We start from the raw sequence: 17,652 nt of genomic DNA, 5'->3' as shown, positions 1-17,652 counted from the left end.
ATTTAGATTTCGTTTTCAAAGATCTTATTTATATCCATTTTCAAAGATTAATCACCTTTGAAATTCACTCGTTTTCATAAACTTTTTACACTACCCTTATAAAGATATTATAGCATTTTCCAATTTAATTATGTTCAATCCTAAACATAATTATTTCTCGTTTTACTCTATAAAATCATGCATCGAACAAGTTCTTTGCACTCTATCAATTACACATTTTTGGTCGCTTATGTATCTTTTAGGACAAACTTTACATAAGATGTTTAGTTTAGGCTTGAACTCTTCCATACCATATTTTAGTGCGTAATGCTTCCTCAAGTTTAAGATGATCACGTTTGTAATTTTCGAAGATAGACTGTGCCACGTTTAGGTTCTTAGCAGTATATACTTCGATTGCTCCATAACTTACCTATGCTTCGATTAGTTCTAGATTAGATTTTACGTTTATATCTCACTTACTTTGTTTTGCCATAGTATCTCCCCCCTTTCGTTTGGGTAAGAAAAAAACCGTATTTCTACGGCTTACTTAGTTCTCTCCATAAAATTTATCTAACTGATAGTGTGTGCTACTATTTATCAGTTTCTTATAATGTGGATTGGCGTAAGTGTCACGGATATAAATCTTATACTCGTTCACAAACCATTTTCTATTAACTTTTCTTTTGAAATATAGCTCACAAAAATTGTTCAAAATATCTAACTCTTCCTCAAACAATGTTTCTAGCTGCAATAATAATATATGATTATCGAGACCGTCAACATCTTTAGAGCATAAATCTACAATTTTAGATCTAATTTTACTATGCTCATCAAGAATATATTTTTTGTTTTCCTCTTTTTCCTTTTTGTTGACTTTAACTATATTCACAATCCAACTTATTAACCCCCCAATCCCCAATACTATTGCAACGTATAGACCGTATTCTTCCACCCAGTTAGGAGGTGTAGGTTCTGTTCCCACTATTTGCCTTTCACCTTTACAATATAGGCATCAATTAAGTCATCCAACCCCTGTCTATTTTGGTCTCTTGTAATAACTTGTAAGTGACTCTCGTTAGCACTGTGTTTTAAAAAATCTGGAAAGTATTCATTACCCAATTCTTTTTTTAACTTTTCTAATATTTCGATTTTAGTCTCTTCACTTATTAATTCACCATCTGAATAGGTAAGTTTTTTATCAATAAATTCAAAAAATCTCTGAAATTCTATCTTTTTGTTTTCTGAAGATTGTATCTTGAATGCACTTTTTTTTACTAATTCATTAATATTCATTATAATGATTCTCCTTTAAATATAGAATTATTATAACAAACAATAAAATCTATAACAAATATTTTTCTAAGGTCTATACCTATTGTGTAAGATTGCTTGTTTTTAAAAGGAGAATCTAAAAATGAAAATAACCATTCATATGTAAGGAAAATGAGTGAACTGTAGCGTCAGGTATCTGCATTAAAAAAGTTCCTTTGCGTTTGTGTACAAGCATAGAAGTTTTCATCTACCCAATACAGTCTTCTTCTATGCTTGTTTATGTCAAGTGAAAAGTATCCCACCGATGCAATTGAAAAAGGGACCACTTTTAAATTAAAATAAGCAATGCTCTTATTTGAACATAGATACGAATTTATGTTACTTCGTTGTTACAATAAATAGTCAAGGAATAAAACAAGAAAATACTATATTAGCTTATGATGAATTTAAAAAGTTTGTTGATGTTGTAAAGTCACAAACCGAATAGACAGCGTACTACATTTTATATTGTTGCGAATTATGTTCTGGCGAATTACTTGCACTTCATATGTACGAGAGTGTTATAGAGAACAAAAACTTTATACTACCTATAACCGGGATACAAAAGATCGTGTACTTACAGCAACAAAGAATTACGAAAGACGTGTAGTAGATTTCCAGACGAATGCAAAAGTGAAATTGAAAAATCACTAGAAACAATACCTAATTACAAAAATCACCTCAATAACCTTTAATCGGCTATATAAAATACTATAGCAAAACAACTTACGAAAGACATGAAGCTGATGATGTAGTGTTGTATAGATCACGGCACTTCACGCTTCACAACTTACGACATACGTACGTTTCTACTTTAGTTGATATTGAATGAACTTCTAAAGATATTGCTGATAGACAGGGACATTTGTTACCAAGCAGAAAGCAAGATACCCTTGATAAACTGAATAATTTATCAAAAAACATCTAAAAGTTGTTACGAATTTGTTACGATAAAAAAAGAAACCCTGTGAAATAAGGGTTTTTCTTTCGATGGTGCGCTCGACAGGAACAATTGAAATCATTTGATAATTATCGTTTCAAACGTGAAACATAGCGATATATTAAGCTTTTTTGAGTGTTTTCGATATATGTTTGATTATCTAGATACTATACTTTTTTATAAAAATCGTTAACTTTTTATTAACTATAAAAAGAGTTTGGGAAGGTGTGTTTGTTAACTTTTTATGCCCTTCCAATTATATAGATACAAATAAAATAGAATGCTTCAAAAAAAAGCCCTATATAATAAGGAAAAGGAAAATCACTAAAAAAAGAACCTACCCACGAACTAACGTGAGTAGGTTTTTGGTTATCTTGTGTATGTAATGTCCGCAACGTTAAAGGCAGTGTTTAATCCGCCACCTAGGACGATGCGGTTGCCTCTGATTTCGATTACTGGATATTCTTTACCGACGATGCTCGAAATTAGTCCGACACCATCATACGACACTGCTCGATTAACTCGTGCATGTGTACGTTTAATAGTTGGTTGACTTGGAGTAGGTGTAGGTGTAGGTGTAGGTGTTGGAGCTGAACCACCATCAGCAACTAGTTTAAGATCAGACATCTTAAATGCTGTATTGATTTGAGCTAATACAACTCGGTCACCTTTTACCTCTACAACTTGGTAAACGTTTTGCGTAACGAACGCAGCTAAATGCGTACCGTTATAGTCCGTAGTAGTTTTTGGCTGAACCTTTGAACCAACTACGATTGTAGCGCCTGTAGGTGGTGTACTTGGCTTAGGTGCTTCAACTACTGGAGGTTTCTCAGCAGGTGCTGTTGCACTTACTCCGAACCCTGCACGAATAGCTTGTGCAATATCATTTGCAATAGCTACTTTATTTGCTTGGTATTTGTCCATATCTGCTTTGTTAGTAATGAAGCATGTTTCAACCAATGCACTTGATACACCTTGATTCTTTGCGGTAGTGATAACAGAAAAGTTTGTCACCTTAACACCTCCACCACGTACAGTGAAGTATTTACCTAATGCTTTTAATACATTTGCCTCGACTGTAACTTCTTTTTCTAATGTAGTTACATAAATTTCAGTACCATGCGCAGCTGCATCGTTAAATGCGTTGAAATGCACCTCAAACACGTAATCATATCCTAGCACGTCCAATGTACCATTTTGAGCATCAGCGTAAGCATTACGTGTTATGTCTCTAACAGCTACAGTTACACCATCGCCACGGAGCTTTGGTGCAATCAATCCAACCAATTCACGTGTTAAATCAGCTTCACGATATCCATTACCTAGAGCTCCTGAGTCTCCTGCTCCGTGTCCTGCAATTAATAAAATCTTCATATTTACCTCATCTTTCTGTGCCTTTTTGCACTAAAAAAGAGAATGCCTATTCAGCACCCTCATCTTTGTTCACTAATTTATCTACTACTTCTAACCCTTGGGTTAATACCTTAGGAATCTTGTAATCCATTTCTACTAAATTTTCAATGATCGAACGACATTCATTGACCATCAAGGATGCCAGTACGAAATATCCAATTAATGTAGAAACCTGTAAATCAATTCCAATAATTTTACCTAACTCAATAAATGCTACTGACATAGCAAATGCTAATGCAATCATTAACCAGTATCCTAGTTTTTTAATCACACCTTTCAAACCAACTGCACTAGACTCCTTTTTGAGCATTCTAGCTTTCATCCAGCCTGTCATCCAATCTAATAAATTAAATAGAAAGAACATCACAAATACTATCCAATATTTTCCGAATAGCATTGCAAATAGTGCAATCATTGCTCCTCCTATTGCGTTCACCCCTTTAGTCACTGTTGATATCATTTTCTTCATTATTCCCTTCCTCACTTTCTAGTGATACGATGTTTTTCACATCTACAATTAATTGATCCACACGTTCAATCTCTTTCTTGATTCTATCGTGTGGTATTTTTTTCTGTTCCCTTTCCATTTTCGCAGCGTTGTAACTTCGTTCAGCTTTCAGCACTGCTTTATCTTCTTCTGAATAATCATAGTTTTTCAAATCTTCTTCAAGTTTTACCTTGTATTGTTCAAGTTTTTCTAATTCATTCATGTATCCTCCTACGCGGTCCTTAACCACATGTAACAAGTAATATAAGGTTGCAAATTGTTATGTGCTTGACCGCTACCTGTGTTAAGAGTGTTGGCTCCTAATCTACTCGCTTGCGAACCTAATTGTCCTCCATATGTTGCCATCATTGTCCATTGAGGAAATGAAACTTGAGGGTTACCACTCGTTTGTGTTGTGGCATATGTATGAACGTGACTCGGCATTTGAGCAACGGTTAATGTATGTGTCTTTGCACCACCTGTCTTTTGTACCGTATTAAACTCCGTTTGTGATGTATCTACCCCTACAGGTACTCGTCCATTTCCCCATCTAACCCATGTACCACCGAAATAAGTACTTGGATTTATGTTATTAACACTCATATAAATACTTCCTATTGGAAAATATGGATGTGCATAGGCCTTTTCCTTATTTATTTCCAATTGTATTGCGTTTGGCATTAATACCTCTCTTTCCGTTATGTATTAGTGCCAAGGACAATTAGCCTAAAGGAAAGACGATTGTTCCGATATATCCTCCTGCAGTGTGCGGGTTGAGAGCTTGAACTGAACCACTAGCTTGTACTATAACGTTCACATTCCTGTTAATTCCACCTTCTACTGCTGAGTTACCAGTCAACGATCCATATTGTTCTGTTGTTGGCCTAAAACCTGCAGGTAAAGTAAATAATGTAGTCCAAGATGTGCTGTTAGGTACATTCCCGTTCCAGTTAATTTTCACCCAACCAGATTGCCGTTTGTACTGAACATTGGTGAAGCCAGCTACTTTCGTCCAACTTGTCCCCTCCAATACTGGATATGCATCTTCTTTATTTTTTCCTACTTGTAATTGTACTTCGTGTTTCGCCATAATATTGGCTAGTTACATTACTACCTAATCGATCAAATAACAATCTTGAATAAAAATACGTGTTCCTGATTCTATGTCTAGTTGTGATTCAATACCATTCCTATTCACAGTAACATTTAAAGATATATTGTCCATTGTATAAAAACGTTTAGTATACACATCAGGACGAGGATAATCACCTTCGAATAAATTTCCCCATTTGGTAATTTTCTTGTTAGCAGTTACATCTACCATGATGTAAACTGTTTTTCCAACAATTCTATACCTCGGACGAAATCCATATCCCGTATTCACGGTAAGTGAACTTATTGGATTCAATGGCAACCAACCACTATCATATATATCTGGATAAAACGCATTTCCATCAACCATTAAATACCCTGCATTAGGCATAACTTGACACCTCTTTACGAGGATACAAGCCTACATAACTAAGCCTGCACCCCCAATCTTTCACTATATATATATATATATATATATATATATAAGGATAGTATTCTATTTATCATATATCTTCCTCCTGTTACCATGATTTTGTAATAACGTAATCGATAACCATTCGCCCATTTTGTGTAATATTTCCTTTCACTTGCAATGCGGCATTAACACTTGCATCAGGCACTGCACCGATACCAACTTGATTTTCTCTAATTGACAATTCAGGTTGAGCTTTTACAAGCTGTGTAAGTGCATATGAAGCACCAAAGTAATCACCAATCTCTAGTTGTACATCATAGTTCTTATCTGAATCGAATAGTCCAACGATATTGTTATACGAAAAAGAACTACCACTGATTGTGATAGCCTGCTGTACCCAACCACCCCAAGTGGATGCAGTTGTTAATTTGTATCTAAATTTTAGTGTAAGGTTTGGATTCTTATCTACTCCGTTGATGTTCAATCTGTCGAACGTTCCGTTCGTAACTAAATAAGTAGACTCTTCAACACCATTAACACGTAGCATATTGAATAAACTTATAATTGGTGGAGTGTAAGGTATCCACTTAGCATAAGTCTTTGTGTATTGCTTTTGAAGTCCACGAGAATCAATAACAGTGAGAACCATTTGCGTTTGTTTTGTGATTGTAGTTGTAGTTATTGTCGAACTAGTGCTACTGATCACTTGGTCCGATACACTCAATTCATACCTTGCAATCGATGCTCCATTTTTCGCGCTTGCTATTATAGAACTAATTTGTAGATACGATACATTTTGTATGATCCATTGGTTGTTGCCTGTTTTTGCAATTGAATTAGGATGCATATCCTTATAACTAAATCCCGTTAGTGATGGTGCATTTGACGTTTTATTAACTGTCATTGTTACAATACGTGAGTTACTTCCCACCAACACACCATTACTGTATGTAGTAACTGTGGCTGTAAGGTTTAGTGATAATGCATTGGGAATTGCATTATACAGTGCTGTATTTTGCGCTGCGGTCAATGAGAAGTTTGTTGTGTACTTCAGTGAACTACTCGAGAAACTTAACGTCTTCAATACTGTATTGCCCTGTCGCAATTCAAACGTATGTGTGAATGAGTCGCTGTATGTAGTTATAGGTATTTTGATTACACTTCCTATATCGAATGACGTATCTTTCTCTATATAAGATATTCCATTTGTAGATGCATTTAACACTAATTGTTGAGTGCTCATTCTAGAGCCGTCACGACCCCACAACTCAATATGGAAATTATATGCCACTCCTGGACTTAATCCAGTAACTGTAGTATTTCCATTACCCACATCACTACTAAACAAAGTATAACTACTTGCATTACTTGCTTTGTAGTATATTCTTGTTGTCCAATAATTATATGAATTATTACCTTTAGTAAGATTCAAAGTTACTGAGTTGTGCGTTACTCCATTGACATATCCTGCCAATGTACCTGTGGTTGGGATGTTTAATTGTCCTGTAGCAACTGTTGCATTTCCTGGATATAATCCATTGTTTACTCCGCATCCAGGAGAGTGTTTTGCTCCACGAGCATTCCCTAACGGTAAATCAAGTGTTCCGCTAGCATATATCGGACTGCTTTGTCCTGGTGTTAAATAGTAATTTACATTGGCAATCACTTCAGTTTGATGAAACCAAAATTTTATTCCATTTTCTACCGAACTAATGAAGTATCCACCACTACAGTAATAGCGCATATTCCACGAAATACGATACTTAACATTCGGCCACGAACCTACAAGAGAAGCAGATGTATCTACTCGTATCTTCGCATAAGGATTGCTCGTTGCTATATAATTTGTAGCCATCTTATCACCTCTTTATAATTGTGAAATCTGCACCATGATTTCCTGTTGTTCTTGCATAGATTTGCATGTCACCAATACGCACATTACTTCGTGCAAACAGCTTATGCACTTCGGTTTCATCGCCATTGAGTGAAAACACTCGCTCACTTGCATCGTATCCAGCAAACTCTAATGTGTTGATTACTGTTTTGTTGTTCGTTCCATCTTGAGCTACCTCGATACCGTTTTTGTCGATTTTCACATTTGTGGTATAAATCTCATCATTCGATGATGACCATTGCTGTTGGATTTCTCCATCGTTTGCCATGATGTCACTTATCAGCAACCATGCACCACTCGACCCAACCTCTACAACGGCATCATTTCCTAATGCTTCAAAAGAAACATTGAACGATACCCAGTCACTTTGTACCTCTGCTGGTAAATTAAAAAGATACACTTCTTGTGTGCCTGTCATGATTTTTAAATATGCAGTATTTGTGAATTTACGTATCTTGCATGAAACAGTATATTTCCTTCCTACAATCGTTTTAAATGATTGCTTCAATGTTCCATCATTTAACATGAACGCATATCCACTTACTGTATTATTTCTTATATCAACATCAGTCATCGACGAAATATTTCCAGTCAATTCCCAAAAGTTCATACCATTCCAACCACAACTATTTAGCAGTTTGTTAATTCCACCGCTTTCACTAATAGCGAAGTTAATCGCATCAACTTGTTGCTGAATGTACGAGTACGCTTCTTTTAATGTGACTTCGTTTCCATTGATTATTGTTGTGCTGTTTTCTACTAGTAATTCAATGGATCCTTGCTGCATTGTAATGGATGTATTGAGTGATTCGATTTGCCCTTGTAAATCTTCAAGGTCTCCTTGATACGCTCCTACAACCACCCATTGCCCCTCGTGGTACGTTTTTTCCGTTGGAGGACTCATTGATATGTCTATCCACGTTTGTCCGTTTACTGGATTCTCTGGTTCAAATGCAGACACCATAGGCTTCAAATTTTCAACCTTAGTATTTATGTTAGAAATCTCTGCTCTAATTTCACCATCAATTTTATTTACGATTAGTTCAACATTCATCACCTTTGATTCAAGTGATGTTGCCATATCATAATTAATTTGATTCTTTGTTTGAGCAATTGTTTCAAGTGTACTGTGGATACCGCCTGTGTACTGGATAGAGTGTTTGAAAATATGTGCCTTAACAACATCTCCTGATCTATTTGTAATATTGATTACATTACAACTATCAAGGTGTATTTGACCTTGCAATTCACATTTAAAGGGTATGTACTCCAACCCATTCACACGTTCGAATATTTCCAACTTTGATTCATTTCTATCAATGTCTAAAATCGGATTGTTAGCAATGTTCATTTCAGTCAACCCATGCTCATCAATTGATTGCTGGTCCTGAATGTATACATTTTCATTTTGTGGCATTCGAGATAATACTAATGAATTAATTGGGCCATACTTTTCAGTGGTCGTGATTTGCTTCGATTGTGCATTGATGCCAATATTGATATCAACTTCATTGAACCATTTCATTTCCAATTCGTTTATTCGATTTATATGAGCAACCGTACATGTCGCTTGTGCGATTGCTTCAACTACATTTGCACAGGTCGCATTTACACCAAAAAAGACTTCGCTAGGAATAACGAAGTCTTGGTTTGGTAAAACATCATCATGAAGCGGTACGCCTGCCTGACTACATACCTCAATCAGCAAATTTTTTATAGTGATTGGATAAGTAACTGCAGATGTATTAAATGGAATATTGAACAACATTTTGCTATCCATAATTTTATATTCAACATCACTACTCACTTCATAAACATGATAAGTACCCATTGGAACGTATTCAATGTCTGTGCTATTTACATATACTCCCATGAATATTTCAATGCTTTGATTTTCTAGATTCAACTGATCTTTAAAATCAACTTTAATCGTTCCACTTTTCGCAATAAAGGTACCAACAAATACATTGTTAGTACCATAGACATTATCATCAATTTTCACACTTATTGGATTGTATCTATTCCCTTCAAACAAGAAATAGCAATCCATTCGTCGTACAGATTTAGCAATTGCTACTTTAAAGGCTTCACTTACAGATACTTGATACATCAGTCATACCTCTCATTCGAAACAAGTTGAAATTGAATGGTTTCGAAGTAATCCATCATGCCTTCTAATCGCGATTTTTTCGGATCAACACAATAGCATTCAATTGTTTTCAATGTGTCAGTCTCACTATCTCTAAATTGCACACGCATTTCAGGGTTTTTTAATAAATTTAAAATAACCATTCCTTCATTTACTGGTGTAATTCCAAGAGTCACATCAATGCTCATAATTCTACCAAGTATATCTCGATTCATGTGAAGAGATGGGACACGACCAGATTTGTCCCCATCTTGTGTAGATGCCAAATCATCATAACTAACGATGTTATTTATAGTAACACCATCAATCACCAATAACGTTTTATATGCCATCCTATCCTCCTATCATTGCAAGTTCTTTTTCAGCTTCTTTAAGCGATATTAACAACCCCTTACGATCGACTTCACATTCTAGTTTCAATGAAGAAATAAGAATAATCAATTGTTTAAGTAATTGGATTATTTCTTTCAACATGCTTGAGTCAGAACCTTTACTTGCACCAGCAATTGCTTGATCTGCTAACTCGCGTAGTTTGTTTTCAGGTGCTACAACCTCACCTTGGTGACGGTTGTCCCCAATCATTACAAGTTGCGGTTGGTTCGCCTTAACAAAACCACCTTGTGCAAGTGCTGGGATTTGTGGCACTGGTAATGGGTTTTGACTCCATAAGCCTTTAAACGGCTTACCTACAACAGGTAAATCAATGTTACGAATCGTATTCAACAATCCATTAATAGTATTGAATGGTACTGCGATCACCTTATTGATCCCACCTAAAATTGTGTTAACAATCGATTTAAACACATCACCGATTCCGCCTACTATTCCATCAAAGATTTTTCCACCTTTTGTAAAAATACCTAATATTTTATCCCAGGTACTTGATACAAAGGTTTTCAATCCGCCCCACATATCTTCCCAAATACCTTTTATTGTTCCTAGTACGTCTTTGATTGTATCCTTAACTTTCTTTATTGCAGTATCTACGCCCTTTGTAATGCCTTCCCAAGTGTCTCCAAAGAAGTCTCCAACACCTTCCCAAACATTCTCCCATGTAGATTGAATGTCATGAATAGTGTTCGTAATGAAACTAGACACATCATTTATGAATGATTCTGCAGTATCTTTTATTCCTTGGCCAATATCACCAAAGAAATCCTTAATACCTTGCCATACAGCTTCCCAATCACCACTGAATACGTTATTTAAGAACTCCATAACTCCTGTAAAGAAACTAATCAATTTCTCCGCAACTTCTGCAACAAACTTAACGAAACCGCTTAGGATATCCCAAGCTTTACTAATTACACTTGCTAAAATCGGAGCAAACATACCCACTAAGAACTCAACTACTGGAGTTAACATTTCTACAATCGTTCCAACAAATTCTGCAAGTTGTCCCGCAAACTCAATTAGTTTATTAACAACTGGCTGAATGTATTCATTTAGAATTTTCGAAAAGTCTTCTGCAATATAGTCAATCACTGGTTTAATGTACTCATTGTATTTCTCCATGATTGTTCCCAAAATGCTGGTTAATGCATCTCTAATCTTTATGTAGGTTGGCTGTACATATTGATCGTATGTTTCGCCAATCTTTTTAAACGTGTTATCAACGAACTTAGCGATGGCACTTGTTACCGTTTCAATCGGTTTAAGCATGCCTTGCAGCGTCTTTTTGATAAGGTCTTTATTCGCAGTTATCGGAGTAAGAATTGCATCCAATATATCCCTTCCTAATTTTGCCAGTAATTGCGTCATTCCCATTGCACTATTAACGATAATTTGAATCAAATTAGATCCAATCGATACAGCAGTTGGACTAGCAAATACTCGTACAATTTCTGCTAATGCGATATTGAATTGAGCAATGATTCCATTTATATCAGTTCTAATATCAAACATGGTGATGAGGTGACCTTTGATTCTATTCACATTTCGTTCTAAAAATGTCGATACAGAACCTACGAGTAAAGTGGCTATAGTTGTCCCAACCGATGCAATTCCACCGACACTTGTTCCCCACAAAAAATAGAATGAGTCAACCATACTCCTCATTGAACTAAGAACTTTTTTATCAGTGAATATTTCAACAACACTATCACCAATAGATGCAATGTAATCTTTTAGTCTTTCAATTTCTTTGTATGAGTCTCCAAAGCCTAATGTGAATCCTTTAGTAAAGATTGAACTTAGTCTTTCAAACTCTCTAATAATCCCATCAAGCATTCCATCAAAGATACTTGCTTGCTTAGTTGCTTTAGGGAAATCTACAGCATCAGCAACACTTCCTTCTGAAGATCCGCCACTGCTGCCTCCTGAACCACTAGAACCACTATCACCATCATCACTACCAAATGTTAGCTTGTTGATAGTATCAACTTTAGCGAAAGCCTTTTGAATCTTCTTGGCTGCTTTACTTGCTCCATCACCAACAGAACCAACGGCATCTCCTGCATCATCTGCAGCAGTACCAACAGCACCAACATCTTCAGTAGCATCAGCTAACGCTCCACCACCTGAGTCCCCACTGTAACCTGTGAGCATCTCCATGAGACTTCCAAACGAGTCAGCAAGCACTTGTAGGTTCGCTAACACCCAGTTGATTCCTTTGATAATAGGAGAGAATAAAGCAATCAATCCCTTTCCTATTGATGCTTTGAATGACTCCCAACGCAATGTAAGGATACGTGTTTGGTTAGCCCATGAGTCTTGTGTACGTGCAAAGTCACCAGTCGCAAACTTCAATTGGTCCTGAACGAATTGATAACGTAACATTACCTTTTCCTGTTCAGTCATAGCAGCAGTTGCTTTGTTGATTCCTTTTGACAACGCATATTCATCAAGCGCGGTTTGAGTCATTACAATTCCCAAATCTTTTAACGTTTCAGTCTCACCACTGAAAACTGATTTCAATTTTGTATATGCTAAATCCCCATCAATGTTATAAAAAGAAGCAACATCACCAGCTAACCCTGTAAGAGTTGTAGCCATGTCTGCTGCTTCTTTTTCCGTAAATTTAAATGCTTGGGCCATAGATCCGTATGTACCAACCATACGTTTTGCAACTGTCTCACTTAAACCAAATTGAGTAATTGCGTTTTTAGCAAAGTCGTTTACTTGTCCATTCATTTTGGGAAAGGCAACATCAACAACGTTTTGCACTTCTGCTAAATCACTTCCTAGACTTAAGCAGGATGCTGCAAACTTTCCAATGGCAGCAACCGAGAATGCAGCTGCAGCCATCTTACCGATTTTAGTAAATGTTTTACCAAATGAATTTTCCATATTTGCTGTTGATTTGCTTGTAATTGAATTAATTTGCTTATCAAAACCGCGTCCATTTAATGTTAAATCAAGACCAATCTGACCAACTGTAGTTTTACTCATTAGCTACACACCTCCTTCTGCCAATTTTTTAAACATATTTTTGAAACCTTCAATCACTTCATCATATGTTTGTTTATCTATTTTCTTAGCGTTACGATTCAGCCAATCATTTCTAATTTGCTTTTGCTCCTTAGAAAAATTTTTTATAACTTCTTTATCTTTTTCTGCTCGAATACTTACGATTCTTCCTAATGGAGTATCATCCATGATCCCTGTTAAGTATGAGCAAAATTCGTTCCAAGGCATATCGTTTACACTTCGTAATCTAATTCCATATTGCTTAAAGAAACTCGATTCAATTAATGGCCAATCATCAATGATGTCATAATAATCATCGCTTGAATTATTGTCCGTGAAATCGAGCTTTCACTACCTCGAGTTCTTCGTTATTAACTAATGCTAATAAAGCGAAGAAAACTTCTTGGTATTGAGAAAAACTTAATGGTAATGCATCAATTTCTTTTGCTGCTTTTTTTCCAACAAGCATTTCAATAATTTTTGATAGAATGGCGAAATCGTCGCGATCTTCTTCGTTACCTTTTGACATTTTTTTCATTTCGTCATTCATTTTTAAAACGTTTGTTTTTTCATCGTTTACAACATATGTTTTTCCGTTGATTGTTAACGATGGTTTTTCTTCAGATAATAAACTTGATAAATCAATATTTTTCGACATATTGTCCTCCTAATAAAAATAAAAGAGAGACCAAAGTCCCTCTATACTGCTGGAGTAAAAGTTGGTTTACCATTACTCATAACTTCAAATTCAAGTGGTGCAACTCCTGTAGAGTCACCTGCACCAATGTTAGTAACATTAATTACAGCACCCTTCAATTCTACTTTTGATCCATCTGGAAAATTCCACGTGAAATCTTCTTCTACATCACGACCGTTTTCCAAAAATAAAGCAGCAACTTTATCATTTCCTGGATCTCCAACATTTCTTTTTCCGGTACATGTAATCGTTACAGATTTCGCTGTCATTAATCGCTTAGTCCAACCCTCTGCATCGAACGGTTTCCATTCTTCGATTCCGTTATCAAAAGAAACTCCGAACGTTTCCATATCCGCAATCGACAAATTACTATCACCGATTCCAAATTGATTTTCGTAACAAGGATATACTCCTGTAATACCTGGCATATTTATGCCTCCTTTCGTTCATAATAAATTATGAGCTGAATCACACGCTCATAAATACCTGTATCATCCGTGTGGACGTCTACAGGTTCGTTATTCAACAACTCAACATAATACACACGTGTATCATTTAAATCGAATTGTTCCAATCTTTCTAGTTTACTGTACAATTCCAATGCCTTTTTTTCGGTATGGTCATGATACATGTCCCAATGGACTAGCAAACTAATTGGTTTAGTTTTGTATTTCGTATTGGCCAATCCGCCTAAAGCAATACGAGGTATATTGTTAGTTTCTAGTTGATAGACCCCAAGTGATTTTTCTTTCTTACTGTCAAGTTTACCTTCATAGTAGAAATCAAATCCTAGATCCATCCCTTCTAACCACTCCCTTATATTTGTTAATGTAAGCATTTTTACCTCCTAGCCTATAAGCCTTTTATAGAACTGGCCGAAAAGCTTTGCTGCATCTTTTTGTTTTGTTCCTCCTGGCAACCAATCTTCATACCAATTCCCTTTTGCATTAGGGTTGTTAATGGTTTGAAAATCGTATTCAGGATGAAAATACAATCGACGAGCTTGTGGACTTGTAGTGATTATTGTCACTTGCCCATTTGCTTTCTTCGCATCATCTACAAACGTTTGTTCGTTTTGCATAGATCCTGTGTCAAAAGGCATTACTTGTGCATTACGAACTCGTGTGTTCAGTTCTTCACCAGTCATAGCAAGTGCCTTTTGACCGTCTAGATCTAATTGCTTTAGTTTTGATGGAAATAGCTTTAACTTTACTTTTGCTACAGCCATTACTTTAACTCCAATGTCGTAAAATTCACTGAACCATCAGGATTGCGTGATTTGCGACCTTTGTAGATTTGTCTTTTCTCACCATGTACTATTACAAAACCATTTGAGATAGTTGCTAAACCAGGTGCAATATCTCCATTAAAAAGAGCCTTACCATTTAAAGTGATAAGACTCTTCTCTGCATTTAATATTTGATAAGCTTCATCTTGAAAATTACATTTCAATGATGTGGCATCTATCGCAACTTGTGGCCCACCTGTAGGCCCTAACTCTTCTTTGTAAATCGTTATTTCAATCGGTGTAGTGCATACTGAATCAGGAACGAGCTGTGGATACTTAATAGTAAAAGCTCCTAGTCGTTAATCCTGTTTGTTCTAGGAGTGAATAAAGTTCAGTTGGTATTGGAATACCGTTCTCAACTTTCACTGTCCAGGACTCTCCAAAATGCATTGTTACACCGTTGATTGAATACTCACTAAGAATCGTTTCAAGAGCATCTTTGTTTGAATACTCAAAATCGACAAGTTCACATGTAACATCCTTTATAATTTCTTGTTGAAAATCTGTTAGATCATCAAACCTACCTATAATTCGGTTGAAAGTTAATGTATCAATATGGCGACTTGCCTTCTTGAGTAACTTTTCAAGAGAGTCAGCATCTTTCGCAACTCCCTTGTAAGTATCTTTGTAGTAGTTTTCATCTACGTATGGTTGGTAAGCCATAGGCACCTCCTACTTCGCTGCAGCTTTTAGTTCTTTTTCTGCTTTTGTTAATTTTGCTTTTAGATCTGCAACTGCTTCATCTTTCGCTTTATTAGCTTCAGTTAATTGAGCAATAGCATCATCTTTCGCCTTTAGTTCTTCAGCACTTACTGCATCTTTAGTAGCTTCTGCAACTGCTTCTGCTACTTGCTTTTCGTGTTCAGCAACCGAGATTTTTGACAAAGGTGATTTCTCTACTACTTCACCTTTGTCATTGTAAATATCAAAACCTTTAGCTAAGTAAGTTTTTTTACTTGTTTCATCAACTTTATATTCACGATTTTCTTTTCTTGCGTATAACATAGTCAAACCTCCTTATGCTTCTACATTCATGTAACATGCTTTGCTTAAGAAATCATCTAAAGCGAATGTTCCATTGAAACGACGGTTTTGGTATAAGTAGTTATCAGCTGTGCGTGAATCACTACCAGGCGTGAACATGTGGATATATGAATACTTCACACGAGAAACTTGTGCTTCAGGATCTACGATAATGTAGTTGATTTGTTTTCCAGTTGTCGCAACAGCATACCCATTAGTGAAGTTGTATGCTGTTTTAAATCTTTCTAAAGGTACAGTCACAATTTCGTCAAAGTCTTCCATAGAAGTAATACGACGGTCCAATCCATTTCCTTTTGAAACATCTAGTGTACGTTGAATACCTTCAGCATTTTTCAAAATCTTTTTGTATGTAGATGTACAGTAGATAATGCAACGAGAAATTGGCACACCATCGTTTTCTAGTTTTTCTACAACGGCATCAAAGTCAGCAAGAATGTTTGCTTTTGTAATGACATCAGTAGAAATGTTAGTAGGTGCTACACGTTTTAATTCACTATATAGTTTAGAGAATGTGTAACAGTCTAGTTCGGGAATTGATTGACGACGGTCAAAGTCATGTTGAATATTCCCAATTGATAAAACTTGGTTTGTTTCATCTACATCCATTGGATCAACCACAAATTCAATGTCACGGTCATGGTCAAGAGTTTTTGTTTCAAACTCATTTTCATATGATCCCGAATTGAATCCAAGTGAACCACGATTATGGTCTTTATATCCACTTGTTTTGATTTTCGGTAAGCGAATATCCTTTGTGTTGATAATTTTAATCGTTGGGTTGGAATTAAATAGTTTTACTGATTTTAAATCAGATCCATACAATTCCATAATTTGATTGTAAAACTGTGATACATAGTTAATCATAAAATTTCTTCCTCCTATTTTTTATTTGGTAAAATAATTCGACCATCTTGAATTCTGGTATCGCTTCCTGAACCACCATCAGTACCTGGAGTTCCGATAGGTTGGAACCCACCTGTTCCATTTGGATTTGACTTAAATTCAGGAAAATCTTTTAAAACATCATTGATAGCTGCTTTTGCTTTGTCATCAATAACTTTTCCGTCTTCGTTTACTAAACCTTCGCGTTCTACTAGTTTTAGTAAACGTCCGACTTTTTGTGCATCAACTCCTTCAGCAGTTGCTAGAGTTGTTAATGCAGTATCAATTTCACGATTCAATATTTGTGCTTTTAGCTTGGCATTTTCAGTTTCAAGTTCTTTGTACTTATTGGCCTCAGCTTCTTTTGCAGCTGCTTGGTCCGCTTTGTACTTAGTCATTGCTTCTTTCGCTTGTTCTTCAGTTAGGCCTTGGCTTTTAAAGAAACCTCTAAGTGCAGAATCTCCTGCATTAGCTTGTCTACCAGCGACAACTTCGCTTAACTTGTCATAGTCGATTTCCGGTGTTGCACTTGGCTGTGATTGTGGTTGTGGATTAGGTGTTCCTGCACCTCCATCTGCCCCTCCTGCTGGGTCACCACCTCCAAATAATTGAATGTTTAATGGATACTTGTTTTGTTCTTTCATATTTCCTCC

General features: G+C 36.0%; 22 protein-coding genes. All 22 read right to left on the bottom strand.

Features of this window, described 5'->3' with window-relative positions; genetic code table 11:
* Window positions 1-526: 526 nt before the first annotated feature.
* The gene (locus M2098_RS08400) at window positions 527-961 is read right to left on the bottom strand and encodes a hypothetical protein (RefSeq protein ID WP_280683557.1); all 435 of its coding nucleotides are present in this window, start codon (window positions 959-961) and stop codon (window positions 527-529) included.
* Window positions 961-1,272 (bottom strand): hypothetical protein, encoded by a 312-nt coding sequence (locus tag M2098_RS08395; RefSeq protein WP_280683555.1) that lies wholly within the window; start codon window positions 1,270-1,272, stop codon window positions 961-963. Before M2098_RS08395 ends, M2098_RS08400 begins: the two co-directional genes overlap by 1 nt.
* Window positions 1,273-2,599: 1,327 nt before the next feature.
* Window positions 2,600-3,604 (bottom strand): N-acetylmuramoyl-L-alanine amidase, encoded by a 1,005-nt coding sequence (locus tag M2098_RS08390; RefSeq protein ID WP_280683553.1) that lies wholly within the window; start codon window positions 3,602-3,604, stop codon window positions 2,600-2,602.
* A 46-nt stretch (window positions 3,605-3,650) separates the two neighbouring features.
* Window positions 3,651-4,058, bottom strand: a complete 408-nt coding sequence (locus M2098_RS08385; RefSeq protein ID WP_280683551.1) for a phage holin family protein — start codon at window positions 4,056-4,058, stop codon at window positions 3,651-3,653.
* 25 nt (window positions 4,059-4,083) lie between these two features.
* Window positions 4,084-4,353: a hypothetical protein gene (locus M2098_RS08380; protein ID WP_280683549.1), complete on the bottom strand. Its 270-nt coding sequence runs from the start codon at window positions 4,351-4,353 to the stop codon at window positions 4,084-4,086.
* Window positions 4,354-4,361: 8 nt separating this feature from the next.
* Complete coding sequence (locus M2098_RS08375) at window positions 4,362-4,811, bottom strand: hypothetical protein (RefSeq protein ID WP_280683547.1); 450 nt, start codon at window positions 4,809-4,811, stop codon at window positions 4,362-4,364.
* A gap of 40 nt (window positions 4,812-4,851) precedes the next feature.
* A complete protein-coding gene (locus tag M2098_RS08370; protein WP_280683545.1) occupies window positions 4,852-5,220 on the bottom strand; it encodes a hypothetical protein in 369 nt (122 codons plus the stop codon).
* A gap of 24 nt (window positions 5,221-5,244) precedes the next feature.
* Window positions 5,245-5,613, bottom strand: coding sequence for a hypothetical protein (locus M2098_RS08365; RefSeq protein WP_280683543.1), 369 nt, complete (start codon window positions 5,611-5,613; stop codon window positions 5,245-5,247).
* Window positions 5,614-5,743: 130 nt separating this feature from the next.
* Complete coding sequence (locus M2098_RS08360; RefSeq protein WP_280683541.1) at window positions 5,744-7,492, bottom strand: DUF859 family phage minor structural protein; 1,749 nt, start codon at window positions 7,490-7,492, stop codon at window positions 5,744-5,746.
* A gap of 4 nt (window positions 7,493-7,496) precedes the next feature.
* Window positions 7,497-9,641 carry a hypothetical protein gene (locus M2098_RS08355; protein WP_280683539.1) on the bottom strand — a complete coding sequence of 715 codons (2,145 nt, stop codon included), beginning with the start codon at window positions 9,639-9,641 and terminating at the stop codon, window positions 7,497-7,499.
* Window positions 9,641-10,012, bottom strand: a complete 372-nt coding sequence (locus M2098_RS08350) for a hypothetical protein (RefSeq protein WP_280683537.1) — start codon at window positions 10,010-10,012, stop codon at window positions 9,641-9,643. The genes M2098_RS08355 and M2098_RS08350 overlap by 1 nt, the downstream gene beginning before the upstream one ends.
* A gap of 1 nt (window position 10,013) precedes the next feature.
* Window positions 10,014-13,070: a hypothetical protein gene (locus M2098_RS08345; protein ID WP_280683535.1), complete on the bottom strand. Its 3,057-nt coding sequence runs from the start codon at window positions 13,068-13,070 to the stop codon at window positions 10,014-10,016.
* 3 nt (window positions 13,071-13,073) lie between these two features.
* Window positions 13,074-13,370 carry a Gp15 family bacteriophage protein gene (locus M2098_RS08340; protein ID WP_280683559.1) on the bottom strand — a complete coding sequence of 99 codons (297 nt, stop codon included), beginning with the start codon at window positions 13,368-13,370 and terminating at the stop codon, window positions 13,074-13,076.
* 43 nt (window positions 13,371-13,413) lie between these two features.
* The gene (locus M2098_RS08335) at window positions 13,414-13,746 is read right to left on the bottom strand and encodes a hypothetical protein (protein ID WP_280683533.1); all 333 of its coding nucleotides are present in this window, start codon (window positions 13,744-13,746) and stop codon (window positions 13,414-13,416) included.
* 41 nt (window positions 13,747-13,787) lie between these two features.
* Window positions 13,788-14,213: a hypothetical protein gene (locus tag M2098_RS08330; RefSeq protein ID WP_280683531.1), complete on the bottom strand. Its 426-nt coding sequence runs from the start codon at window positions 14,211-14,213 to the stop codon at window positions 13,788-13,790.
* Window positions 14,214-14,215: 2 nt separating this feature from the next.
* On the bottom strand, window positions 14,216-14,623 hold the full coding sequence (locus tag M2098_RS08325) for a minor capsid protein (protein ID WP_280683529.1): 408 nt from the start codon (window positions 14,621-14,623) through the stop codon (window positions 14,216-14,218).
* A gap of 9 nt (window positions 14,624-14,632) precedes the next feature.
* A complete protein-coding gene (locus M2098_RS08320; RefSeq protein WP_280683527.1) occupies window positions 14,633-15,013 on the bottom strand; it encodes a hypothetical protein in 381 nt (126 codons plus the stop codon).
* The gene (locus tag M2098_RS08315; protein ID WP_280683525.1) at window positions 15,013-15,237 is read right to left on the bottom strand and encodes a hypothetical protein; all 225 of its coding nucleotides are present in this window, start codon (window positions 15,235-15,237) and stop codon (window positions 15,013-15,015) included. The genes M2098_RS08320 and M2098_RS08315 overlap by 1 nt, the downstream gene beginning before the upstream one ends.
* 112 nt (window positions 15,238-15,349) lie before the next feature.
* Complete coding sequence (locus M2098_RS08310) at window positions 15,350-15,736, bottom strand: hypothetical protein (protein ID WP_280683523.1); 387 nt, start codon at window positions 15,734-15,736, stop codon at window positions 15,350-15,352.
* Between the two features lie 9 nt (window positions 15,737-15,745).
* Window positions 15,746-16,078, bottom strand: coding sequence for a hypothetical protein (locus tag M2098_RS08305; protein ID WP_280683521.1), 333 nt, complete (start codon window positions 16,076-16,078; stop codon window positions 15,746-15,748).
* 12 nt (window positions 16,079-16,090) lie between these two features.
* A complete protein-coding gene (locus tag M2098_RS08300) occupies window positions 16,091-16,981 on the bottom strand; it encodes a capsid protein (protein WP_280683519.1) in 891 nt (296 codons plus the stop codon).
* A gap of 14 nt (window positions 16,982-16,995) precedes the next feature.
* Window positions 16,996-17,643, bottom strand: a complete 648-nt coding sequence (locus M2098_RS08295; protein ID WP_280683517.1) for a hypothetical protein — start codon at window positions 17,641-17,643, stop codon at window positions 16,996-16,998.
* Between the last annotated feature and the right edge of the window lie 9 nt (window positions 17,644-17,652).

The organism is Breznakia sp. PFB1-19, assembly GCF_029893935.1.
GTDB lineage: Bacteria > Bacillota_I > Bacilli_A > Erysipelotrichales > Erysipelotrichaceae > Breznakia > Breznakia blatticola.
This window is presented reverse-complemented; position numbering and strand designations above follow the sequence as displayed.